Annotated in this window: 14 protein-coding genes; 10 read left to right on the top strand and 4 right to left on the bottom strand. The window is 45.3% G+C overall.

The window, feature by feature from the left end; all coding sequences use genetic code 11:
- Positions 1-21 precede the first annotated feature (21 nt).
- Positions 22-1,053: an EF-P beta-lysylation protein EpmB gene (gene epmB, locus M8318_RS12505; protein WP_262662930.1), complete on the top strand. Its 1,032-nt coding sequence runs from the start codon at positions 22-24 to the stop codon at positions 1,051-1,053.
- A 128-nt stretch (positions 1,054-1,181) separates the two neighbouring features.
- Here epmB and M8318_RS12510 read toward each other — a convergent pair whose 3' ends face one another.
- Positions 1,182-1,736, bottom strand: coding sequence for a winged helix-turn-helix domain-containing protein (locus M8318_RS12510; RefSeq protein WP_262662931.1), 555 nt, complete (start codon positions 1,734-1,736; stop codon positions 1,182-1,184).
- Positions 1,737-2,427: 691 nt separating this feature from the next.
- Between M8318_RS12510 and M8318_RS12515 the strand changes: the two genes are divergently transcribed.
- Genes M8318_RS12515 through yjeJ form a run of 3 tightly spaced genes read left to right on the top strand, consistent with a single transcriptional unit; the run spans position 2,428 to position 6,733 of the window.
- Positions 2,428-3,714 carry an HlyD family secretion protein gene (locus M8318_RS12515; protein WP_262662932.1) on the top strand — a complete coding sequence of 429 codons (1,287 nt, stop codon included), beginning with the start codon at positions 2,428-2,430 and terminating at the stop codon, positions 3,712-3,714.
- On the top strand, positions 3,707-5,830 hold the full coding sequence (locus M8318_RS12520; protein ID WP_262662933.1) for a peptidase domain-containing ABC transporter: 2,124 nt from the start codon (positions 3,707-3,709) through the stop codon (positions 5,828-5,830). Before M8318_RS12515 ends, M8318_RS12520 begins: the two co-directional genes overlap by 8 nt.
- Before the next feature lie 18 nt (positions 5,831-5,848).
- On the top strand, positions 5,849-6,733 hold the full coding sequence (gene yjeJ / locus M8318_RS12525) for a YjeJ family protein (RefSeq protein WP_262662935.1): 885 nt from the start codon (positions 5,849-5,851) through the stop codon (positions 6,731-6,733).
- Between the two features lie 94 nt (positions 6,734-6,827).
- Here the strand turns inward: yjeJ and M8318_RS12530 are convergent, their stop codons facing one another.
- Positions 6,828-7,181, bottom strand: coding sequence for a DUF4156 domain-containing protein (locus M8318_RS12530; RefSeq protein ID WP_262662937.1), 354 nt, complete (start codon positions 7,179-7,181; stop codon positions 6,828-6,830).
- A 549-nt stretch (positions 7,182-7,730) separates the two neighbouring features.
- Between M8318_RS12530 and M8318_RS12535 the strand changes: the two genes are divergently transcribed.
- The 6 genes from M8318_RS12535 (at position 7,731) to M8318_RS12560 (ending at position 13,621) form a co-directional block, all read left to right on the top strand.
- Positions 7,731-8,273: a fimbrial protein gene (locus M8318_RS12535; protein WP_262662939.1), complete on the top strand. Its 543-nt coding sequence runs from the start codon at positions 7,731-7,733 to the stop codon at positions 8,271-8,273.
- A gap of 54 nt (positions 8,274-8,327) precedes the next feature.
- On the top strand, positions 8,328-9,014 hold the full coding sequence (locus M8318_RS12540) for a fimbrial biogenesis chaperone (protein WP_262662941.1): 687 nt from the start codon (positions 8,328-8,330) through the stop codon (positions 9,012-9,014).
- A gap of 48 nt (positions 9,015-9,062) precedes the next feature.
- A complete protein-coding gene (locus tag M8318_RS12545; protein WP_262662943.1) occupies positions 9,063-11,633 on the top strand; it encodes a fimbria/pilus outer membrane usher protein in 2,571 nt (856 codons plus the stop codon).
- Between the two features lie 22 nt (positions 11,634-11,655).
- A complete protein-coding gene (locus M8318_RS12550; RefSeq protein WP_262662945.1) occupies positions 11,656-12,615 on the top strand; it encodes a fimbrial protein in 960 nt (319 codons plus the stop codon).
- Positions 12,616-12,871: 256 nt separating this feature from the next.
- Positions 12,872-13,234 carry a hypothetical protein gene (locus tag M8318_RS12555; RefSeq protein ID WP_262662947.1) on the top strand — a complete coding sequence of 121 codons (363 nt, stop codon included), beginning with the start codon at positions 12,872-12,874 and terminating at the stop codon, positions 13,232-13,234.
- 24 nt (positions 13,235-13,258) lie between these two features.
- Positions 13,259-13,621 (top strand): hypothetical protein, encoded by a 363-nt coding sequence (locus tag M8318_RS12560; RefSeq protein WP_262662948.1) that lies wholly within the window; start codon positions 13,259-13,261, stop codon positions 13,619-13,621.
- A 218-nt stretch (positions 13,622-13,839) separates the two neighbouring features.
- On the opposite strand, the gene groL is transcribed toward M8318_RS12560, so the two are convergent.
- Together groL and M8318_RS12570 are read right to left on the bottom strand one after the other, a co-directional pair.
- Positions 13,840-15,486 carry a chaperonin GroEL gene (gene groL / locus M8318_RS12565; protein ID WP_262662949.1) on the bottom strand — a complete coding sequence of 549 codons (1,647 nt, stop codon included), beginning with the start codon at positions 15,484-15,486 and terminating at the stop codon, positions 13,840-13,842.
- Between the two features lie 44 nt (positions 15,487-15,530).
- Complete coding sequence (locus M8318_RS12570) at positions 15,531-15,824, bottom strand: co-chaperone GroES (RefSeq protein ID WP_032616151.1); 294 nt, start codon at positions 15,822-15,824, stop codon at positions 15,531-15,533.
- Positions 15,825-15,928: the final 104 nt, after the last annotated feature.

The raw sequence follows: 15,928 nt of genomic DNA on the forward strand, positions 1-15,928 counted from the left end.
AACTGGTAGCTAAGCCACAAAATGGCGCATATTGTAACCCTAAACACCCCATCCAGAGAAGATTGGTTATTGCAACTTGCAGATGTAATCACCAGTCCTGATGAACTGCTGCGTCTTTTAAATCTGGACGCCGATGAAAAACTCCTCGCCGGACGTGATGCAAAACGCCTGTTTGCCCTGCGTGTTCCGCGTGCTTTTGTGTCTCGTATGGAAAAAGGTAATCCTGACGATCCGCTTTTAAAACAGGTACTCACCGCGCAGGATGAGTTTATCGCTGCCCCCGGTTTTAGCACCGATCCCCTCGAAGAACAGAACAGCGTAGTACCCGGTTTACTGCACAAGTACCGCAATCGCGCGTTACTGCTGGTTAAGGGTGGCTGCGCGGTAAATTGTCGATATTGCTTCCGACGTCACTTCCCGTACGCCGACAATCAGGGTAACAAGCGCAACTGGCAAGCGGCGCTCGACTATATTGCCGACCATCCTGAGCTGGATGAGATTATCTTTTCCGGCGGCGATCCTTTGATGGCGAAAGATCATGAGCTGGACTGGCTTATCACCCAACTGGAAGCGATCCTGCATATCAAGCGGTTACGCATTCATAGCCGCTTACCTATTGTGATCCCGGCGCGTATTACCGACTCGCTCAGCGCACGGCTGGCGCGATCTTCGTTGCAAATCTTGCTGGTTAATCATATTAATCACGCCAATGAGATAGATGAGGACTTCCGCGCGGCAATGACGCATCTGCGGCAGGCCGGGGTGACGTTGCTGAATCAGAGTGTGTTGCTGCGCGGGGTGAACGATAATGCCCAAACGCTCGCGGCGCTGAGCAACGGCCTGTTCGATGCGGGTGTGATGCCCTATTACATTCACGTGCTGGACAAAGTCCAGGGCGCTGCCCATTTTATGGTGGACGACGAGGAAGCCCGCGCGATTATGCGTGAATTACTGACGCTGGTGTCCGGATACATGGTACCTAAACTGGCACGTGAGATTGGTGGAGAGCCGAGTAAGACACCACTGGATTTAAGGCTGAAGCAAAGTTCATAGTCGTTGATAAGTTATTTATTCACACCGGTTGTACGAGGCGTGCAGCCGGTGATGAATAATCATCTTATTGAGTTCAGGTTAAAGGGCTACTACATAAAACCGTAAGGAAAGTGTAATTTCGCCTGACACTAGCTATAGATAAAACCAAAAAAAATAATTATTTCAATCAGTAATATAAGCACAAGTAAAAAGGTCACCCATTTAGGAATACTACGCAAATTCGTTCGTACTGACGCAGTTGTCGTCGTATTCGTTGATTCAGCCTCTCTTATTACTGGTGTAAGCGGGCTCGCCGTTGACTGATGAACCAGCATGCTGGTTTCCGCTACGTCACTCTTCTCGGTAATTTTTATTACGACGTCGGAAGATAACGTGAATCCTTTACGCCTTACGGTAACAACGATATCTTCCTGGAGTCCGGCCTTTTTTAACGATTTCCGCAGCAAGGAAATGTTTTGATAGAACGTATTTTGAGACACAATAATTCCTTTTGCTCCCCAAACCTGTTCCAGAAAATCATCACGGGACACAACACGCCCCTGTCGCTCTACCAAAAGCTGCAAACAACGCGCAGTCGGTGAATTGAGGAGGATCGTTTCCCCATCCTGGGTCAGCGGGATAAGCTCGCTATCATTCATCTTAAAAATGACAGCATCATTAATAATCGCATTTTTAAATATCATATAACTTTTCCAGTCTTCCTTAACTGCATGAAGTTATTATTAATCGCTGGATATTTCTTGTATAAAAATTAAAACATCCGTCCGTATAAAGAAAAATAGACCTCACCAATATGAAAGCAGAATAACATAACATTTCATATCTAAAAGTCTTTGTTTAAACTGGAGAATAAAGCGCAAGAGTGCTATGCTACGCAACACTTTTTATCTTAATTTTGTGTTAACATAGATTTAATCGAAGCTGTAACGTCACAAGAGTAAGCTGTATGAATACATAATCAAAATTGATAATATCAAACCAATAAATACATATTCAAATCCGCCCCCTAAATGCATATCATTTATGAATGCATATCTGAGCATTTTCTCATTTTGTTGATTAAGTAATTGCTCTCATTTATCGTTCTGATCTAAGCTCCACGTCTGGCTTTAATGCCTGAACGATGACTAAAAGGAATTAGCAATAGACGTATAGAGACCATGTTTCATGTCGATATGGACTGTTGTCCAATTCTTACGCTCAACATGCCTCAGCACTGCAAAACACTTATTTTCTCTACAGAAGTGTCCTTTGCATTGCTTTCGCACATTGAATCCCATTATTAGTCTGCATACATGAACTTTGACTAACATGATATTTTAGAAATAATTTCGGATATCAACGTTTTTCTTATCATTTAATAAGTGGTATTACATGTTAAAGAATATTTATCGCAAGGAAGCGATCGAATATAAGCGACTCCATTGGAAGGGCAAGGCTTTATTGCTGGCTGGTATGCCCGCCTGGATAGTGACATCGCTATCGCTGCTTTTTGTTGCTGCTCTCGTTTCGGCAATGATCTTTTGTTCCTTCACTCAGCGTGTCGATGTGACGGGTGAGGTCATTACGCTCCCTCACTCAGTGAACGTGTATGCTCCTCAACAAGGCTTTGTCGTTACACAATATGTTAAAGTGGGCGATATTGTAAAGAAGGGACAAGACTTATATGAAATAGATGTCTCTCGTTCAACGTCGACCGGGAACGTCAGCGATGCACAAATCGAAGTAATTAATGAAAAAATCGCTAATGCTAAAAACATCATTGAAAAACTGAATCACAATAAAGCAGAAACGACTACCTCACTCGATGAGCAAAAAAAGACCGTCAGTAAATCATTAACAGAAACAAACCAGATGTTGAAGAATACGCAATCTGGTTTGAAGAAAATGTCTGATAACCTGGCAAGCTATGACAAGTATCTGAAAGATGGGTTAATAACCAAAGATCAGTATAATTATCAGCACTCGCTCTATTTCCAGCAACAAAGTGCTTATCAGTCATTAGTCAGTCAGAAAATGCAACTGGAATCTCAGATCACCCAAATCAATAGCGATCGGGTGACCAAGGCTGCTGATTTTGACAATCAGATATCCAGCCAGCAGAATCAGATTAATGATTATAAAAATCAACTCGTTGAAACCAGTGCCAGCGGTAATGCGATTATTAAAGCAACCACAGAAGGCAAGATTGAGTCTTTAGCTGTCACAAAAGGTCAAATGGTTGATAAGGGCAGTAGCCTGGCTCAAATTAAACCTATTGGGAATGTCGAGTATTATCTCGTGTTATGGCTACCCAATAATACGATCCCCTATGTAAAAATAGGTGACACCATTAACATTCGCTATGATGCATTCCCGGCAGACAAGTTTGGTCAGTTCCCCGGCAAAGTATTATCTATATCTTCAGTGCCTGCATCACGTCAGGAAATGTCAGAATACACAAATGCTAATGTTGGTATTAACCAACAAGAACTTGCTTTATATAAAACAATAGTAAAAATTAAAGACAAGGCATTTAAGTATAATGGCAAAGAACTTCACTTATCAAATGGGTTAAAAGCCCAGGCCATTGTGTTCCTTGAGGAAAGGCCTTTGTATATGTGGATGTTTACTCCTTTTTATAAAATTTATCACAGCGTGAGCGGGCCGATAAATGAATAACGAATTATTTGCAACTATCATCGCAAAGATTAACTTCTCACTGCGTAAAAAAACGCCCGTCATTCTGCAGTCTGAAGCAGCAGAATGTGGTATTACCTGTCTGGCCATGGTTTGCGGTTACTATGGCCTCGATATTGATCTGTTCAACTTCCGTCAACGTTATGGTAGCGCTTCTCACGGTGTATCCCTGCTCTCCTTAAGTAAAACAGCTGAAAATGCAGGATTAAAATGCCGGGCGCTTTCACTAGATTTGGATGAAATAAGGCAACTTAAATTACCCTGCATTCTCCATTGGGGCATGAACCACTACGTTGTACTGACAAAAGTACGCAAGTCGAGTTTCGTGATTAACGACCCGGCAATGGGAAAACGTATTATTGGCATGCAGGAGATGTCCAATAACTTTACCGGCGTAGCACTTGAACTGTGGCCTGACCAAAACTTCCAGCAGGAAAAGGCAAAATCCCGCCTTCGTCTGTTAGATCTCATGCGTAATATTGTTGGTCTGAAATCCGTTCTAGTGAAAATTTTTGCTTTCTCAGTGGTCGTAGAGGCCATTGGATTGCTATTACCTATCGGTACGCAGCTTGTGACAGACCATGTCATCATGGCGCACGATCAAAGTTTACTGTCTGTCATTTGTATCGGGCTCGTATTCTTTACTCTGTTCCGAACCTTTATCAGCATGTTGCGCGCCTGGACCTCGTTGAAACTGAATACGTTAACCAATATTCAGTGGAAGACGACGCTATTTGAGCATTTAACAAAACTACCGCTGTCATTCTTTGAAAAACGTCATTTAGGAGATATTCAGTCTCGTTTTTCTTCGCTTGATACCATTCGCTCAACATTTACCAACAGCATTGTCACCGGCATTATTGACTCGATCATGACCATTGGTCTGCTCATTATGTTAACGCTGTATGGCGGTTGGCTTGTGTGGGTCGTTATTGGCTTTACGCTGTGTTATGCCATCATGCGTCTGGCAACATACCGCTTCTATCGCCGGGTTTCAGAAGAGCAGGTGATTAAAGGGGCTCGCTCAAGTTCACATTTTATGGAGTCCCTATACGGCATTTCCACCATTAAGGCGCTGAATTTGAGGGAACGACGCTCTCAGCACTGGCTGAACATAAATATTGATGCCTGTAACGCCGGAATTAAGCAAACCCGATTCGATATGATGTTTGGCGGTATCAATACCTTCATCTCATCCATTGATCAGGTTGTGGTGCTTTGGCTCGGCGCCATTATGGTTATTGATAATAATATGACGCTGGGTATGTTCATGGCGTTCAACGCCTACCGCGGCCAATTCTCACAGCGCGCATCCAGCTTGATTGATCTGGTCATGCAACTACGCATGCTGTCATTACATAATGAACGCTTGTCAGAAATTGTGTTCAGCGAACCCGAAAAGGAGTTACCGGCACGTCGGGTCTTCCCGGAGAATTCAGGAGTCAGACTGGAGGTGAAAAACCTAAGCTACCAATATGATCCGTTTTCTCAACCTATTTTTTCGAACATGAATCTTATTGTTGAACCCGGCGAGTCTGTCGCACTAATTGGCCCCTCCGGTGTCGGAAAAACCACGCTGTTAAAAGTCATGTGCGGTTTGCTTTCTCCTACAACAGGCGACGTGTTGGCCGACAAACTCGACATCCAAAAAATTGGACTGAACAATTATCGTCAGGGCACCGCCTGCGTACTGCAAGAAGACAGGCTATTTTCAGGTTCGATCAGCGATAACATCAGCGGCTTTGAAGATAACGCGGATAGTGAATTTATTATTGAATGCGCCCGTCGTTGCAATGTTCATGATGAAATCATGAAAATGCCCATGGGCTATGAAACGATGGTTGGTGAGCTGGGATTAGGCATTTCTGGTGGACAGAAGCAGCGCATACTCATTGCTCGTGCGCTTTATCGTAAACCCAGCATTCTTTTCATGGATGAAGCAACCAGCCATCTGGACCTGAGTAACGAATCTGTCATTAACCAGGCGATTTCCGATCTGAGCATCACCAGAATTATCGTTGCGCATCGACCATCAACGATTGCATCAGCCGATCGGATCATCGATTTGTCTCAACGGAATATTACGGCATTAGCATAAAAGTAAAAGGAGAGCCTTATGCAAGGAACAATGAAAGGTTTCAATACAGCAACCATTAAAAATGGTGAAGAGCTATTTGCTTTAACACTGAAAATAAAACAGCATGACGATCAGTGCCAGCTTTATTATCTCCAGCCGGTGGTACTTTTCGATCTGTTGCAAATTCTATTGAGCAGGCTCGCTAAAATCACCCAGCTGGCCACCATCGAGGGAGAGAGTTATCAGAATAAATTGGTGGCAAGCAGCGAAGCGCTTGTCAGTAATATTCCACAAATCGATATGACTGAACTGCAGCAACCGGATTCAGCAAGACGTATTGCCTCGTTAACCTTAAAACCGGGCGATTCTCATTTCTCGATGATTGCTGTTTTGCAAAACGAAAGCATCGCCGTATTGACGTTGGATGATACGCAGGTTGGGGCGCTGCTGGTTGCTATTCAACAAGCCCTGCTTAATGCGGGTGATGAAAAGTTACTGAACTATATAAATTCACATCTGGATCATCTCATTCTGTACGCCACGGATTTGACAGGCATACCACGAATCGATTACCAGCAATTTGAATATCCGGAGTGGAAGCACGCGCTCTTCTCACATCACCTGGCTGTGCTCTACTGCTTTGAAACGGAGCAAGGAGAACGAATCTTGTCAGGTGCCGTCATTAAGACCAGCGTTGAGCATCGCTCTGAGCGAGAAGTCAGCATTGTCCGCTTACTGGCGGAGAAATGCCCTAAACTCAAAGTTTTTAGCGATAAATACCTTATGACTAAGGTACTGACTCGAGTGATCCCGGCACCTCAGGGTAAAATAGCCTCATTGGATGAATGTTTATTGCCGTTGCGTACATTCTGCCAGGAAATGCAGGCGAGTCAGGATTCGTCCACACCTTCAGTGCGTCATTAATACATTAGAAAATATTTAATGCAAAAAGGTTGTTTTTCCTCTTATCAGACGAAAAACAACCTTTTTATTTGTCAAAATGAAGTTTGAAGCAGGATCAGTTCGGACACTTATAGACCTGTCCGATCATTTCGCTATCCGTCGGCACAAAGCTGGACAACAGACCTTCTGTAGGGCTGCTAACGCCATAGATAACGTTTCCGCCCAATGCTGCGGCTTGGTTACGGAGATCGTTAGCAGCTCCGCGCATGGACCCACCCTCGGCACCATGCTGACCGGAAAGCCAGTTGCTCTGCTTACCAGTTGCGGTACCCACTAATTGACATTCTGTCCCAGGCTTATCTTCTGAGAAGCGTACTTTCTGGCCATCAGCACTCAATTCGTTGTTGTGGCTGCAACCCGCCAGCAGTAGCACTGCAACTACGGCCCCAGCCAGATATTTTTTCTGCATGTTTTCCCCATAATCAATGAGCTGGACACCCAGTCCAGATACTCTTTTATACTAAAAAGATGAGCAAAAGAACATCACGGAATCACCCCTGACCGATTAACCTCTCGTTATTCAATTCAGAACCAGGTACGAAAACAGACCTAAAATTACTTCATCAACGTCATCTCCCTCTTATTTATGTTAATTTGGCCATATGAATTTTAAACTTTTAAGCGCTATTATTAGGATGCTACTTAATAATAATCAAGATTAAACAGGCCCTTAGTAGATTATTCATACATCCTTTTAAACCTCCTATTAGGTAATTCAGACAACATTCAGCGCTTCACATTCATTCACCAACAAATTAGATGTAATTCATTAAAGCCGCACTCTATTCCCACGTTAAATTAGCCGTCGGTAATCCTCTCCTCTGCACTCTGGCGGAGCAGAGTCAAGCCCTGTAAAGCATAAAGTCGCTTTCCTTTAACGCTGACTTTTAGCTTTAACGTAACGTAGTAAAAAAATGTCTTTAAAGACCAGAAAATTTAAAACAAAAGGATTGTTTAAATGAAAAAGAATATTCTCGCAGCATTGATCGCTACTGGCACCCTGATGGCGTTTAATGCAAGTGCAAATGACGGAAGCGTTAACTTTGTAGGCGACATTACTGATGGCGCATGTACTGTTAACGTACAAAACTCCGGCGCAAAAACCGGTAACGTAACTTTAGGTTCTGTACCTAAATCTGCGTTTACAGGTACCGGTTCAACTGCAGGCGGCAACTCTGGTCTGGCAGCAATTAACGTCTCTCTGACTGGTTGCCCGGCGACCAAAGCTAGCGCCTATGTAACCTTCGATGGCGACTACTTCGACGGCAGCAACGATTATCTGCAGCTGACCAGCTATGGCTCAACTGGCATTGCGAAAGGCGTAGCTGTAAAACTGATGGACGCGAGCGGCAACCACCTGAAACTGGGCCAACGCTCTGAAGCAATTCCACTGACTTCCGGTGCTGCTAACGTTGCATTCAAAGCGACCTATGCTCAGGTTGAAGAAACCGTTGCTGCAGGTACTGCAAACGCTGTTGCAACTCTGCTGGTAACTTATTAATGATAAGAGCCTCTCATTTCGGTGAGAGGCTTTCTATTTATATAGTGGTGCACAATGCGATCAATTTCTCAATTATCAATAATTCTCTCTCTGTTTCTGATCTCCGCTTTCGCTTCTGCGGGCGTACAGATAGGAACGACGCGCATAATTTTTATCGAAGGGAAAAAGGAAGCCAGTGTATCCCTGGATAACCAGGACAGTACACCCTACCTTATTAAATCCTGGGCTGAGAATGACAAAATTGCAGGTTCTCATTTCATGGTGACCCCGCCACTTTTCCGTCTGGAAGGTAAGCAAAAAAACGTTGTTCGTATATTCAAACTTGATGGCGCACTTCCGGCCGATCGTGAATCACTGTTTTTCTTTAACACAACAGCGATCCCGGCTAGCACGGAAGATACCAGTCGCAATACGTTGCAGATCGCCGTCAGAACGAAGCTTAAATTAATTTTCCGACCAAAGGCATTAAAAGATGAAATGCCAGTGAACTATGCAGGAAAACTGACCTGGCAAAAGAAAAATAATGCTATCACCGTGAGCAATCCATCTCCCTACTACATTAATTTCATGAGTGTAAAGGTAAACAACCTTCCAGTTGAGTTAAAAGAGACCAACTATGTTGCGCCTTTTTCATCGACAACATATGAACTGAATAACGCGAAGATGGGTAGTGGGAAAATCGAATGGATAGCGATTAATGACTTTGGCGGACAAAGTGACACCTATCAGAGCACGCTGTAACTCCAGATAATAATATATTCAATTTCAGAATACACCGGGGTCAAAGGAATGATTACGAAATTCAGACTATCTCCATGCTTTTTAGCCTTGCTAGGCATAGGCTTATTAAGTTCTTCAGCCGTATCGTTTTCTCGTGAATTCTTTAATCCGGCGTTTCTGACAAATATGAACGGTTCAGACAAGAACCCTGACCTGTCTGTATTTGAAACCGAGAATTCACAGGGCCCTGGAAAATACAGGGTCGACATTATCATTAACGATGCCACGCTTGACACAACGGATGTTGAATTTTTTTCAATAGCTGAAAAAAGCGCTGCCTATTTGGGTAAGAACGATCCCGCAACGAATCTTTACCCTTGCTTTTCTGCAAATACATTAGCGGGCTATGGCATTCGAACGCGAGCCATTCCAACATTGAAGATCGACAGTAATGGCTGTGTCATTATTAAATCAATTCCTGACGCATCAGTGGATTTTAACTTCAACCTGCAAAAAATCATACTTAGCATCCCCCAAGCCGCTATTTCAACGACTGCACGTGGTTACGTTTCGCCTGAAAGCTTTGATCAGGGCATTAATGCGTTGTTTTTAAATTATCATTATAACGGTAATAATAGTTACTCACGTAATAATGACACAACAGATCAACAAACGCATAGCGTTAATTTGTTACCAGGTCTAAATTTTGGGGCCTGGCGCCTGAGGAACTTCACGACCTGGAATAAAAGTGATAGTAATAAGGATAGCAGCGGAAGTTGGGATACCGTCTATACCTATCTTGAGCGCAATATTATTGCCTTGAAAAGCAACTTAACACTAGGTGAAAGTTCATCTGAATCGGATGTATATGACAGCGTGCCTTTCCGGGGTGTACAACTCGCTTCAGATGATTTCATGGATCCTGAAAGTACCCAGGGCTATGCTCCTGTTGTACGCGGTATCGCAAAAGGTAACGCGAAAGTCGTTATTAAGCAAAACGGCTACGTTATTTATCAATCTTTCGTACCACCAGGTGCGTTTGAGATCACCGACCTCTATTCCACTGGCGGCAATGGCGACTTAAATGTCACCATTGAAGAAGCCGATGGCAGTCAGCAGAATTACGTTGTCGCCTATGCCTCACTGCCCGTATTGCGCCGCGAAGGCAGCTTAAAATATGGCATTACAACGGGTCAATATCGCTCATCAGACAGCAGCGTTGACGACACGCCGTTTACTCAGATAACGGCCAGTTATGGTTTAGCGCTTAACGCCACAGCCTATGGCGGTGCCCAGCTCGCATCAAAATATCAGTCCATCGTCATGGGCCTGGGTAAAAACCTGGGTGAGTTTGGTGCGGTCTCGCTGGATTTAACGCAGGCCTGGTCGACTAAAAAAGATGAAGATAAAAATTCAGGGCAGTCCCTGCGTGTTCGTTACAGTAAAAACCTGAACGATGCCGGCACCAACATTTCAATTGCGGGCTATCGCTATTCTACAAGTGGCTTTAGCACGCTGTCAGAAGTGATGGAAACCTATCGTGATGACTACCGCATCTATACATCCGATCGCGTTAAAAACCGCACTGAGATTACTGTCAGTCAGAGTCTTGGCGAAGATTTCGGCTACGTAAACATCGGTGGCGTGATGGAAGACTACTGGAACGAACGTCGCCGCAACAACACGCTGAATATTGGTTATAGCAACAGCTGGAAAGGGATTACCTATAATCTCAACTATGCGCATAACCGTAGCTCTACCGACAATCCCGGGAATGGTCGCCATTACGCAACCGATAAAATATTCTCGCTCAACGTGAACGTCCCACTGGATCGTTGGTTATCCAACACATGGGCGACGTATGGATTGAATACCAGCTCCCCAGGCTCAACCAGTAACAGTGTGGGCCTTTCAGGTATTGCGCTTGAAGACCATAACCTGAACTGGAACATGCAGCAGCAGTATGACAACCGTGACTCCGGCAGTGGTAACGCGGGTCTTGATTATAAAGGTACTTATGGCGAGGTGTTCGGCAGCTATAACTACGATAAAAACTGGCAGCGTGTAAATTACGGCGCAAGCGGCAGCATCATCGCGCATGCGGACGGCATTACGGCGGGTCAGTCAATCAGCGATACGACAGCGTTGGTTAAGGCACCAGGTGCAGAAGGCACTCGAGTTATTGGCAATTCTGGTGTCAAAACTGACTTCCGTGGTTATGCCATTGTCCCGAATATCAGTATGTATCGTCAAAATGACGTGATTCTTGATACCGAAACCATGCCAGATGATGTGGAGCTGGATACCACAACGGCAACGGTAATTCCGACACGTGGCGCTATTGTGCTGGCTGAATATATCGGTAAAAAAGGCATACGTGCGATGCTGCAGCTGGTTGATACCCAGAACAATTACATTCCGTTTGGTGCAATCGTGACGAACACGAATGGCGAAAATACCAGTGAAAATAGCAGTATTGTTAGTGATAACGGTCAAGTCTACATGACCGGTCTGCCGCAATCAGGCTCGCTGATCGTGAAATGGGGCAAAAAGGCAACGCAGGCGTGTAATGCTGCGTACCAATTCCCGGATACAGACAATAGCAACGGTATTAAACAGACGAAGCTGATCTGTCGCTAATAATTTAAAAGGATTTTTTGCCATGACCAAATATTTACTCGCTTTTGGAACTGTTTTCTTAGGGATCTGCAGTCAGGAGGCTTTTGCAGATGCATCAGGCTGTATCCTTCTTGATGGAAAAACCTATAACGTTAGCCTGGCTTCAATGCCAATCGATCCGGACGTGGCTGTTGGCACGGTGCTTTATACGGAACGACTGGACACAACGGGGCCAAAACTGACGTGCCCCCTTAACTCTTCTCGCGGCAAATACAGCTCGAAAATGTTGGGTAATTTTACAACCGTTACGGGAACGAACGTTTATGGCAACATTTATGCAACCGGGATTACAGGCATTGGGATGCAGATTCGTGATCTTGTGCAATCGGCTAAGAGTGTGCCTTATTCAACAAGTATGAACTCAGGTGAACTGCTATTCTGGCAGACGGACAAGAAAACCGTCGTCAGCTTTATTAAAACGGGTCCAGTGGGTACCGGGAAAAGTAAAACAGGACAAGCTGCCCAGTTCATGCTTGATGACTGGCTTATTGCCAAAATAGCCGTTAACGTTTCATTTAGCTGGATAACTAAAAGTTGCGTCGCTGAACCTAATTCGCGTATTCAAAATATTCAGCTTGGTAAGCCCGCGGCGAAATCATTTACGTCTGTTGGCAGTACGTCAGATGATAAAAATTTCTCAGTGAAACTAAAATGCAAAGAAGATGCAGTGCCTGTTTATGTCTCATTTGAGCCTACTACAGGAAGTAGCGGAGCAGGGTTATTAAATATTGACACCAGTGTTGCTGATGCGGCTCGAGGAGTCGCTGTCGAAATTTTAAATGGTGGTGACAGAACACCATTAGCATTCAATACAGACAAGCAATACCATACAGGTGCTGAAAAAACGGTTGAGATCCCACTTATTGCCCGTTATAAAAGAACCGGAACCGTTGTTCCTGGAACTGCTAATGCGGCAATGACATTCACAATCAATCAGTATTGATTCAGCTTGCATGTAGTATAAATAATATTTAGAAAGCTATTATTTGTTTCCATAACAGAATACAATTAGTCCCATAAAGCATAATATTGCATATAGACATATGAACTTAATACTCATATGTCATATGTATGCTTTATTCTCAACAGGTAATAATCATCAATGATTATTACCATAAATCAACGTACGAATATAAAAAACTCATCCAGATAATCATTATCTAATGAATTGTTCGTCTATATATAGTAAAGGATATTATATGAAAGAGTTATCTGTATTTGAAATGGAATCCATTGCAGGTGCGTACAGCTGGGATTTTTCTTCTATTGGCGGCATTATCCAGAGCGTAGTTTCTAACGGTATTGAAATGGCTGCATCAGCAGCTGCAATGGGTGCAGTGAATGCAGCTATGGGTAGCATGATCGGCGGTACCCATGGCAGCGACAACGGCGGTATCTTCGGTGCAGGCACCATTGGTATGGCAATCGGCGGCGCGTGGGGCATCGTTTCTGGCGCAATCACTGGTGCAATCGCTGGTGCAATGTTTGGCTGGGAAAAATCCTACCAGCTGGCTTCCGACGGCTGGACCTCCGTCTATAACGGCTCACACGGCATCTATTAATTTTTTAAAATCATAGGTATTTAAATGAAACAATTAACTGTCTTTGAAATGGAATCCATTGCAGGTGCATACAGCTGGGATTTTTCTTCTATTGGCGCCACTATCCAGAGCGTAGTTTCTAACGGTATAGAAGTTGTTACGTCAGCAGCAGTGCTAGGATCGGCTCATGCGGCTATGGGTAGCATGATCGGCGGTACCCATGGTAGCGACAACGGCGGTATCTTCGGTGCAGGCACCATTGGTATGGCAATCGGCGGTGCCTGGGGTATCGTTTCTGGCGCAATCACTGGCGCAATCGCTGGTGCGATGTTTGGCTGGGATAAATCCGCCCAGTTGGCTACTGATTGCTGGACATCCATTTATAATGGCTCCCACGGAATTTATTAATTCCTTTTAATTATTGTTTTAATTGTGAGGCATATCTAAATGATATGCCTTTTTAATTAATATCCCGCTCCTGCTTATCAGTAAAAGGGCTCCTTTCGTCTGTCATACTATTATCAATATTGCTAAATCTGCGTAGCTAATGAGACCTTCAAAAGAAAAACCCCCGATCATTTCTGACCGGGGGTTTATTCATTTCTGCGAGGAGCAGAACAACATGATTACATCATGCCGCCCATGCCACCCATGCCGCCCATACCACCAGCAGCACCTAAATCAGGCGCGTCACCTTTTGGCAGGTCGGTAACCATGCACTCGGTGGTGATCATTAGACCAGCAACAGAGGCCGCGTACTGCAGAGCTGAACGGGTCACTTTAGTTGGGTCCAGGATACCGAAGTCGATCATGTTGCCGTATTCTTCAGTAGCAGCGTTGTAACCGTAGTTACCTTCGCCCGCTTTCACCATGTTCGCCACAACAGATGGCTCTTCACCGGCGTTGGAAACGATCTGACGCAGCGGAGCTTCCATTGCGCGCAGCGCAACTTTGATACCCACGTTCTGGTCTTCGTTCTGAGCGGTCAGGCCAACCAGTTTCGCTGCAACGCGAACCAGAGCAACACCACCACCGGCAACCACGCCTTCTTCTACCGCAGCACGGGTCGCGTGCAGGGCATCGTCAACGCGTGCTTTCTTCTCTTTCATCTCAACTTCGGTAGCTGCACCGACTTTGATAACTGCCACGCCGCCTGCCAGTTTCGCTACGCGCTCCTGCAGTTTTTCACGGTCGTAGTCAGAGGTCGCTTCTTCGATCTGCTTACGGATCTGAGTAACACGGCCCTGGATTGCCTCTTCTTCACCCACGCCATCGATGATGGTGGTGGTATCTTTGTTGATAACAACACGCTTAGCCTGACCCAGATCTTCCAGAGTCGCTTTTTCCAGCTCCATACCGATCTCTTCAGAGATAACGGTACCGCCAGTCAGGGTTGCGATGTCCTGCAGCATAGCTTTACGACGGTCGCCGAAGCCAGGTGCTTTAACCGCAGCCACTTTCACGATGCCACGCATGGTATTAACCACCAGGGTCGCCAGCGCTTCGCCTTCAACGTCTTCAGCGATGATAACCAGCGGTTTGCCTGCTTTCGCAACGGCTTCCAGCACTGGCAGCATTTCGCGGATGTTGGAGATTTTTTTGTCAGCCAGCAGGATGAACGGGCTTTCCAGCTCAACAGCGCCAGTTTCTGGCTTGTTGATGAAGTATGGGGACAGGTAACCGCGGTCGAACTGCATACCTTCAACCACGTCCAGTTCGTCTTCCAGACCGGTACCGTCTTCAACGGTGATCACGCCTTCTTTACCGACTTTATCCATCGCTTCAGCGATCAGTTTACCTACGGTTTCGTCGGAGTTAGCGGAGATGGTACCAACCTGAGCAATAGCTTTGGAGTCAGAGCACGGTACGGACAGCGCTTTCAGCTCTTCAACTGCAGCAATAACAGCTTTGTCGATACCACGTTTCAGATCCATCGGGTTCATACCCGCGGCAACGGCTTTCAGGCCTTCGGTGATGATCGCCTGCGCCAGTACGGTTGCAGTGGTAGTGCCGTCGCCTGCAGCGTCGTTCGCTTTAGAGGCAACTTCTTTCACCATCTGGGCACCCATGTTTTCGAACTTGTCTTCCAGCTCGATTTCACGCGCTACGGAAACGCCATCTTTGGTGATGGTCGGCGCGCCGAAGGATTTGTCCAGAACCACGTTACGGCCTTTCGGGCCCAGGGTCACTTTAACTGCGTCTGCCAGTACGTTTACGCCGCGCAGCATTTTCACACGAGCGTCGTTACCGAATTTTACGTCTTTAGCTGCCATTTTAATCTTTCCCTTAAATTCGTATGTTCAGTGTCGTTCGCGGATTACGCTTCAACAATTGCCAGAATGTCGCTTTCGGACATGATCAACACTTCTTCATTGTCGATCTTCTCGGACTTCACACCGTAGCCATCGTTGAAAATGACGATGTCACCAACTTTAACGTCCAGAGGCTGCACATTTCCGTTTTCCAGAATGCGACCCTTACCGACAGCGATGATTTCGCCACGAGTTGATTTTGCTGCTGCAGAACCGGTCAGAACGATGCCGCCAGCAGATTTGGTTTCAACTTCTTTACGTTTGACGATCACACGATCATGTAACGGACGAATACTCATTGATAGCTCTCCTTTGAGAAAGTCATTATCAGTTATGGGTGACGCCGGGCCGTAAGCGGTTTTCCGGCTAGTGCCCTGAGAGATGGGGATGGGGTTTTACCCCT

The sequence above is a fragment of the Leclercia tamurae genome (genome assembly GCF_025566055.1).
Lineage (GTDB): Bacteria > Pseudomonadota > Gammaproteobacteria > Enterobacterales > Enterobacteriaceae > Enterobacter > Enterobacter tamurae.

Bases quoted from the DNA above. Each gene is read 5' to 3' on its own strand.
- M8318_RS12520 (WP_262662933.1), top strand. From the start codon at position 3,707: ATGAATAACGAATTATTTGCAACTATCATCGCAAAGATTAACTTCTCA.
- M8318_RS12555 (WP_262662947.1), top strand. From the start codon at position 12,872: ATGAAAGAGTTATCTGTATTTGAAATGGAATCCATTGCAGGTGCGTAC.
- M8318_RS12530 (WP_262662937.1), bottom strand. From the start codon at position 7,181: ATGCAGAAAAAATATCTGGCTGGGGCCGTAGTTGCAGTGCTACTGCTG.
- M8318_RS12545 (WP_262662943.1), top strand. From the start codon at position 9,063: ATGATTACGAAATTCAGACTATCTCCATGCTTTTTAGCCTTGCTAGGC.
- M8318_RS12540 (WP_262662941.1), top strand. From the start codon at position 8,328: ATGCGATCAATTTCTCAATTATCAATAATTCTCTCTCTGTTTCTGATC.
- M8318_RS12570 (WP_032616151.1), bottom strand. From the start codon at position 15,824: ATGAGTATTCGTCCGTTACATGATCGTGTGATCGTCAAACGTAAAGAA.
- groL (WP_262662949.1), bottom strand. From the start codon at position 15,486: ATGGCAGCTAAAGACGTAAAATTCGGTAACGACGCTCGTGTGAAAATG.
- yjeJ (WP_262662935.1), top strand. From the start codon at position 5,849: ATGCAAGGAACAATGAAAGGTTTCAATACAGCAACCATTAAAAATGGT.
- M8318_RS12560 (WP_262662948.1), top strand. From the start codon at position 13,259: ATGAAACAATTAACTGTCTTTGAAATGGAATCCATTGCAGGTGCATAC.
- epmB (WP_262662930.1), top strand. From the start codon at position 22: ATGGCGCATATTGTAACCCTAAACACCCCATCCAGAGAAGATTGGTTA.
- M8318_RS12515 (WP_262662932.1), top strand. From the start codon at position 2,428: ATGTTAAAGAATATTTATCGCAAGGAAGCGATCGAATATAAGCGACTC.
- M8318_RS12535 (WP_262662939.1), top strand. From the start codon at position 7,731: ATGAAAAAGAATATTCTCGCAGCATTGATCGCTACTGGCACCCTGATG.
- M8318_RS12550 (WP_262662945.1), top strand. From the start codon at position 11,656: ATGACCAAATATTTACTCGCTTTTGGAACTGTTTTCTTAGGGATCTGC.
- M8318_RS12510 (WP_262662931.1), bottom strand. From the start codon at position 1,736: ATGATATTTAAAAATGCGATTATTAATGATGCTGTCATTTTTAAGATG.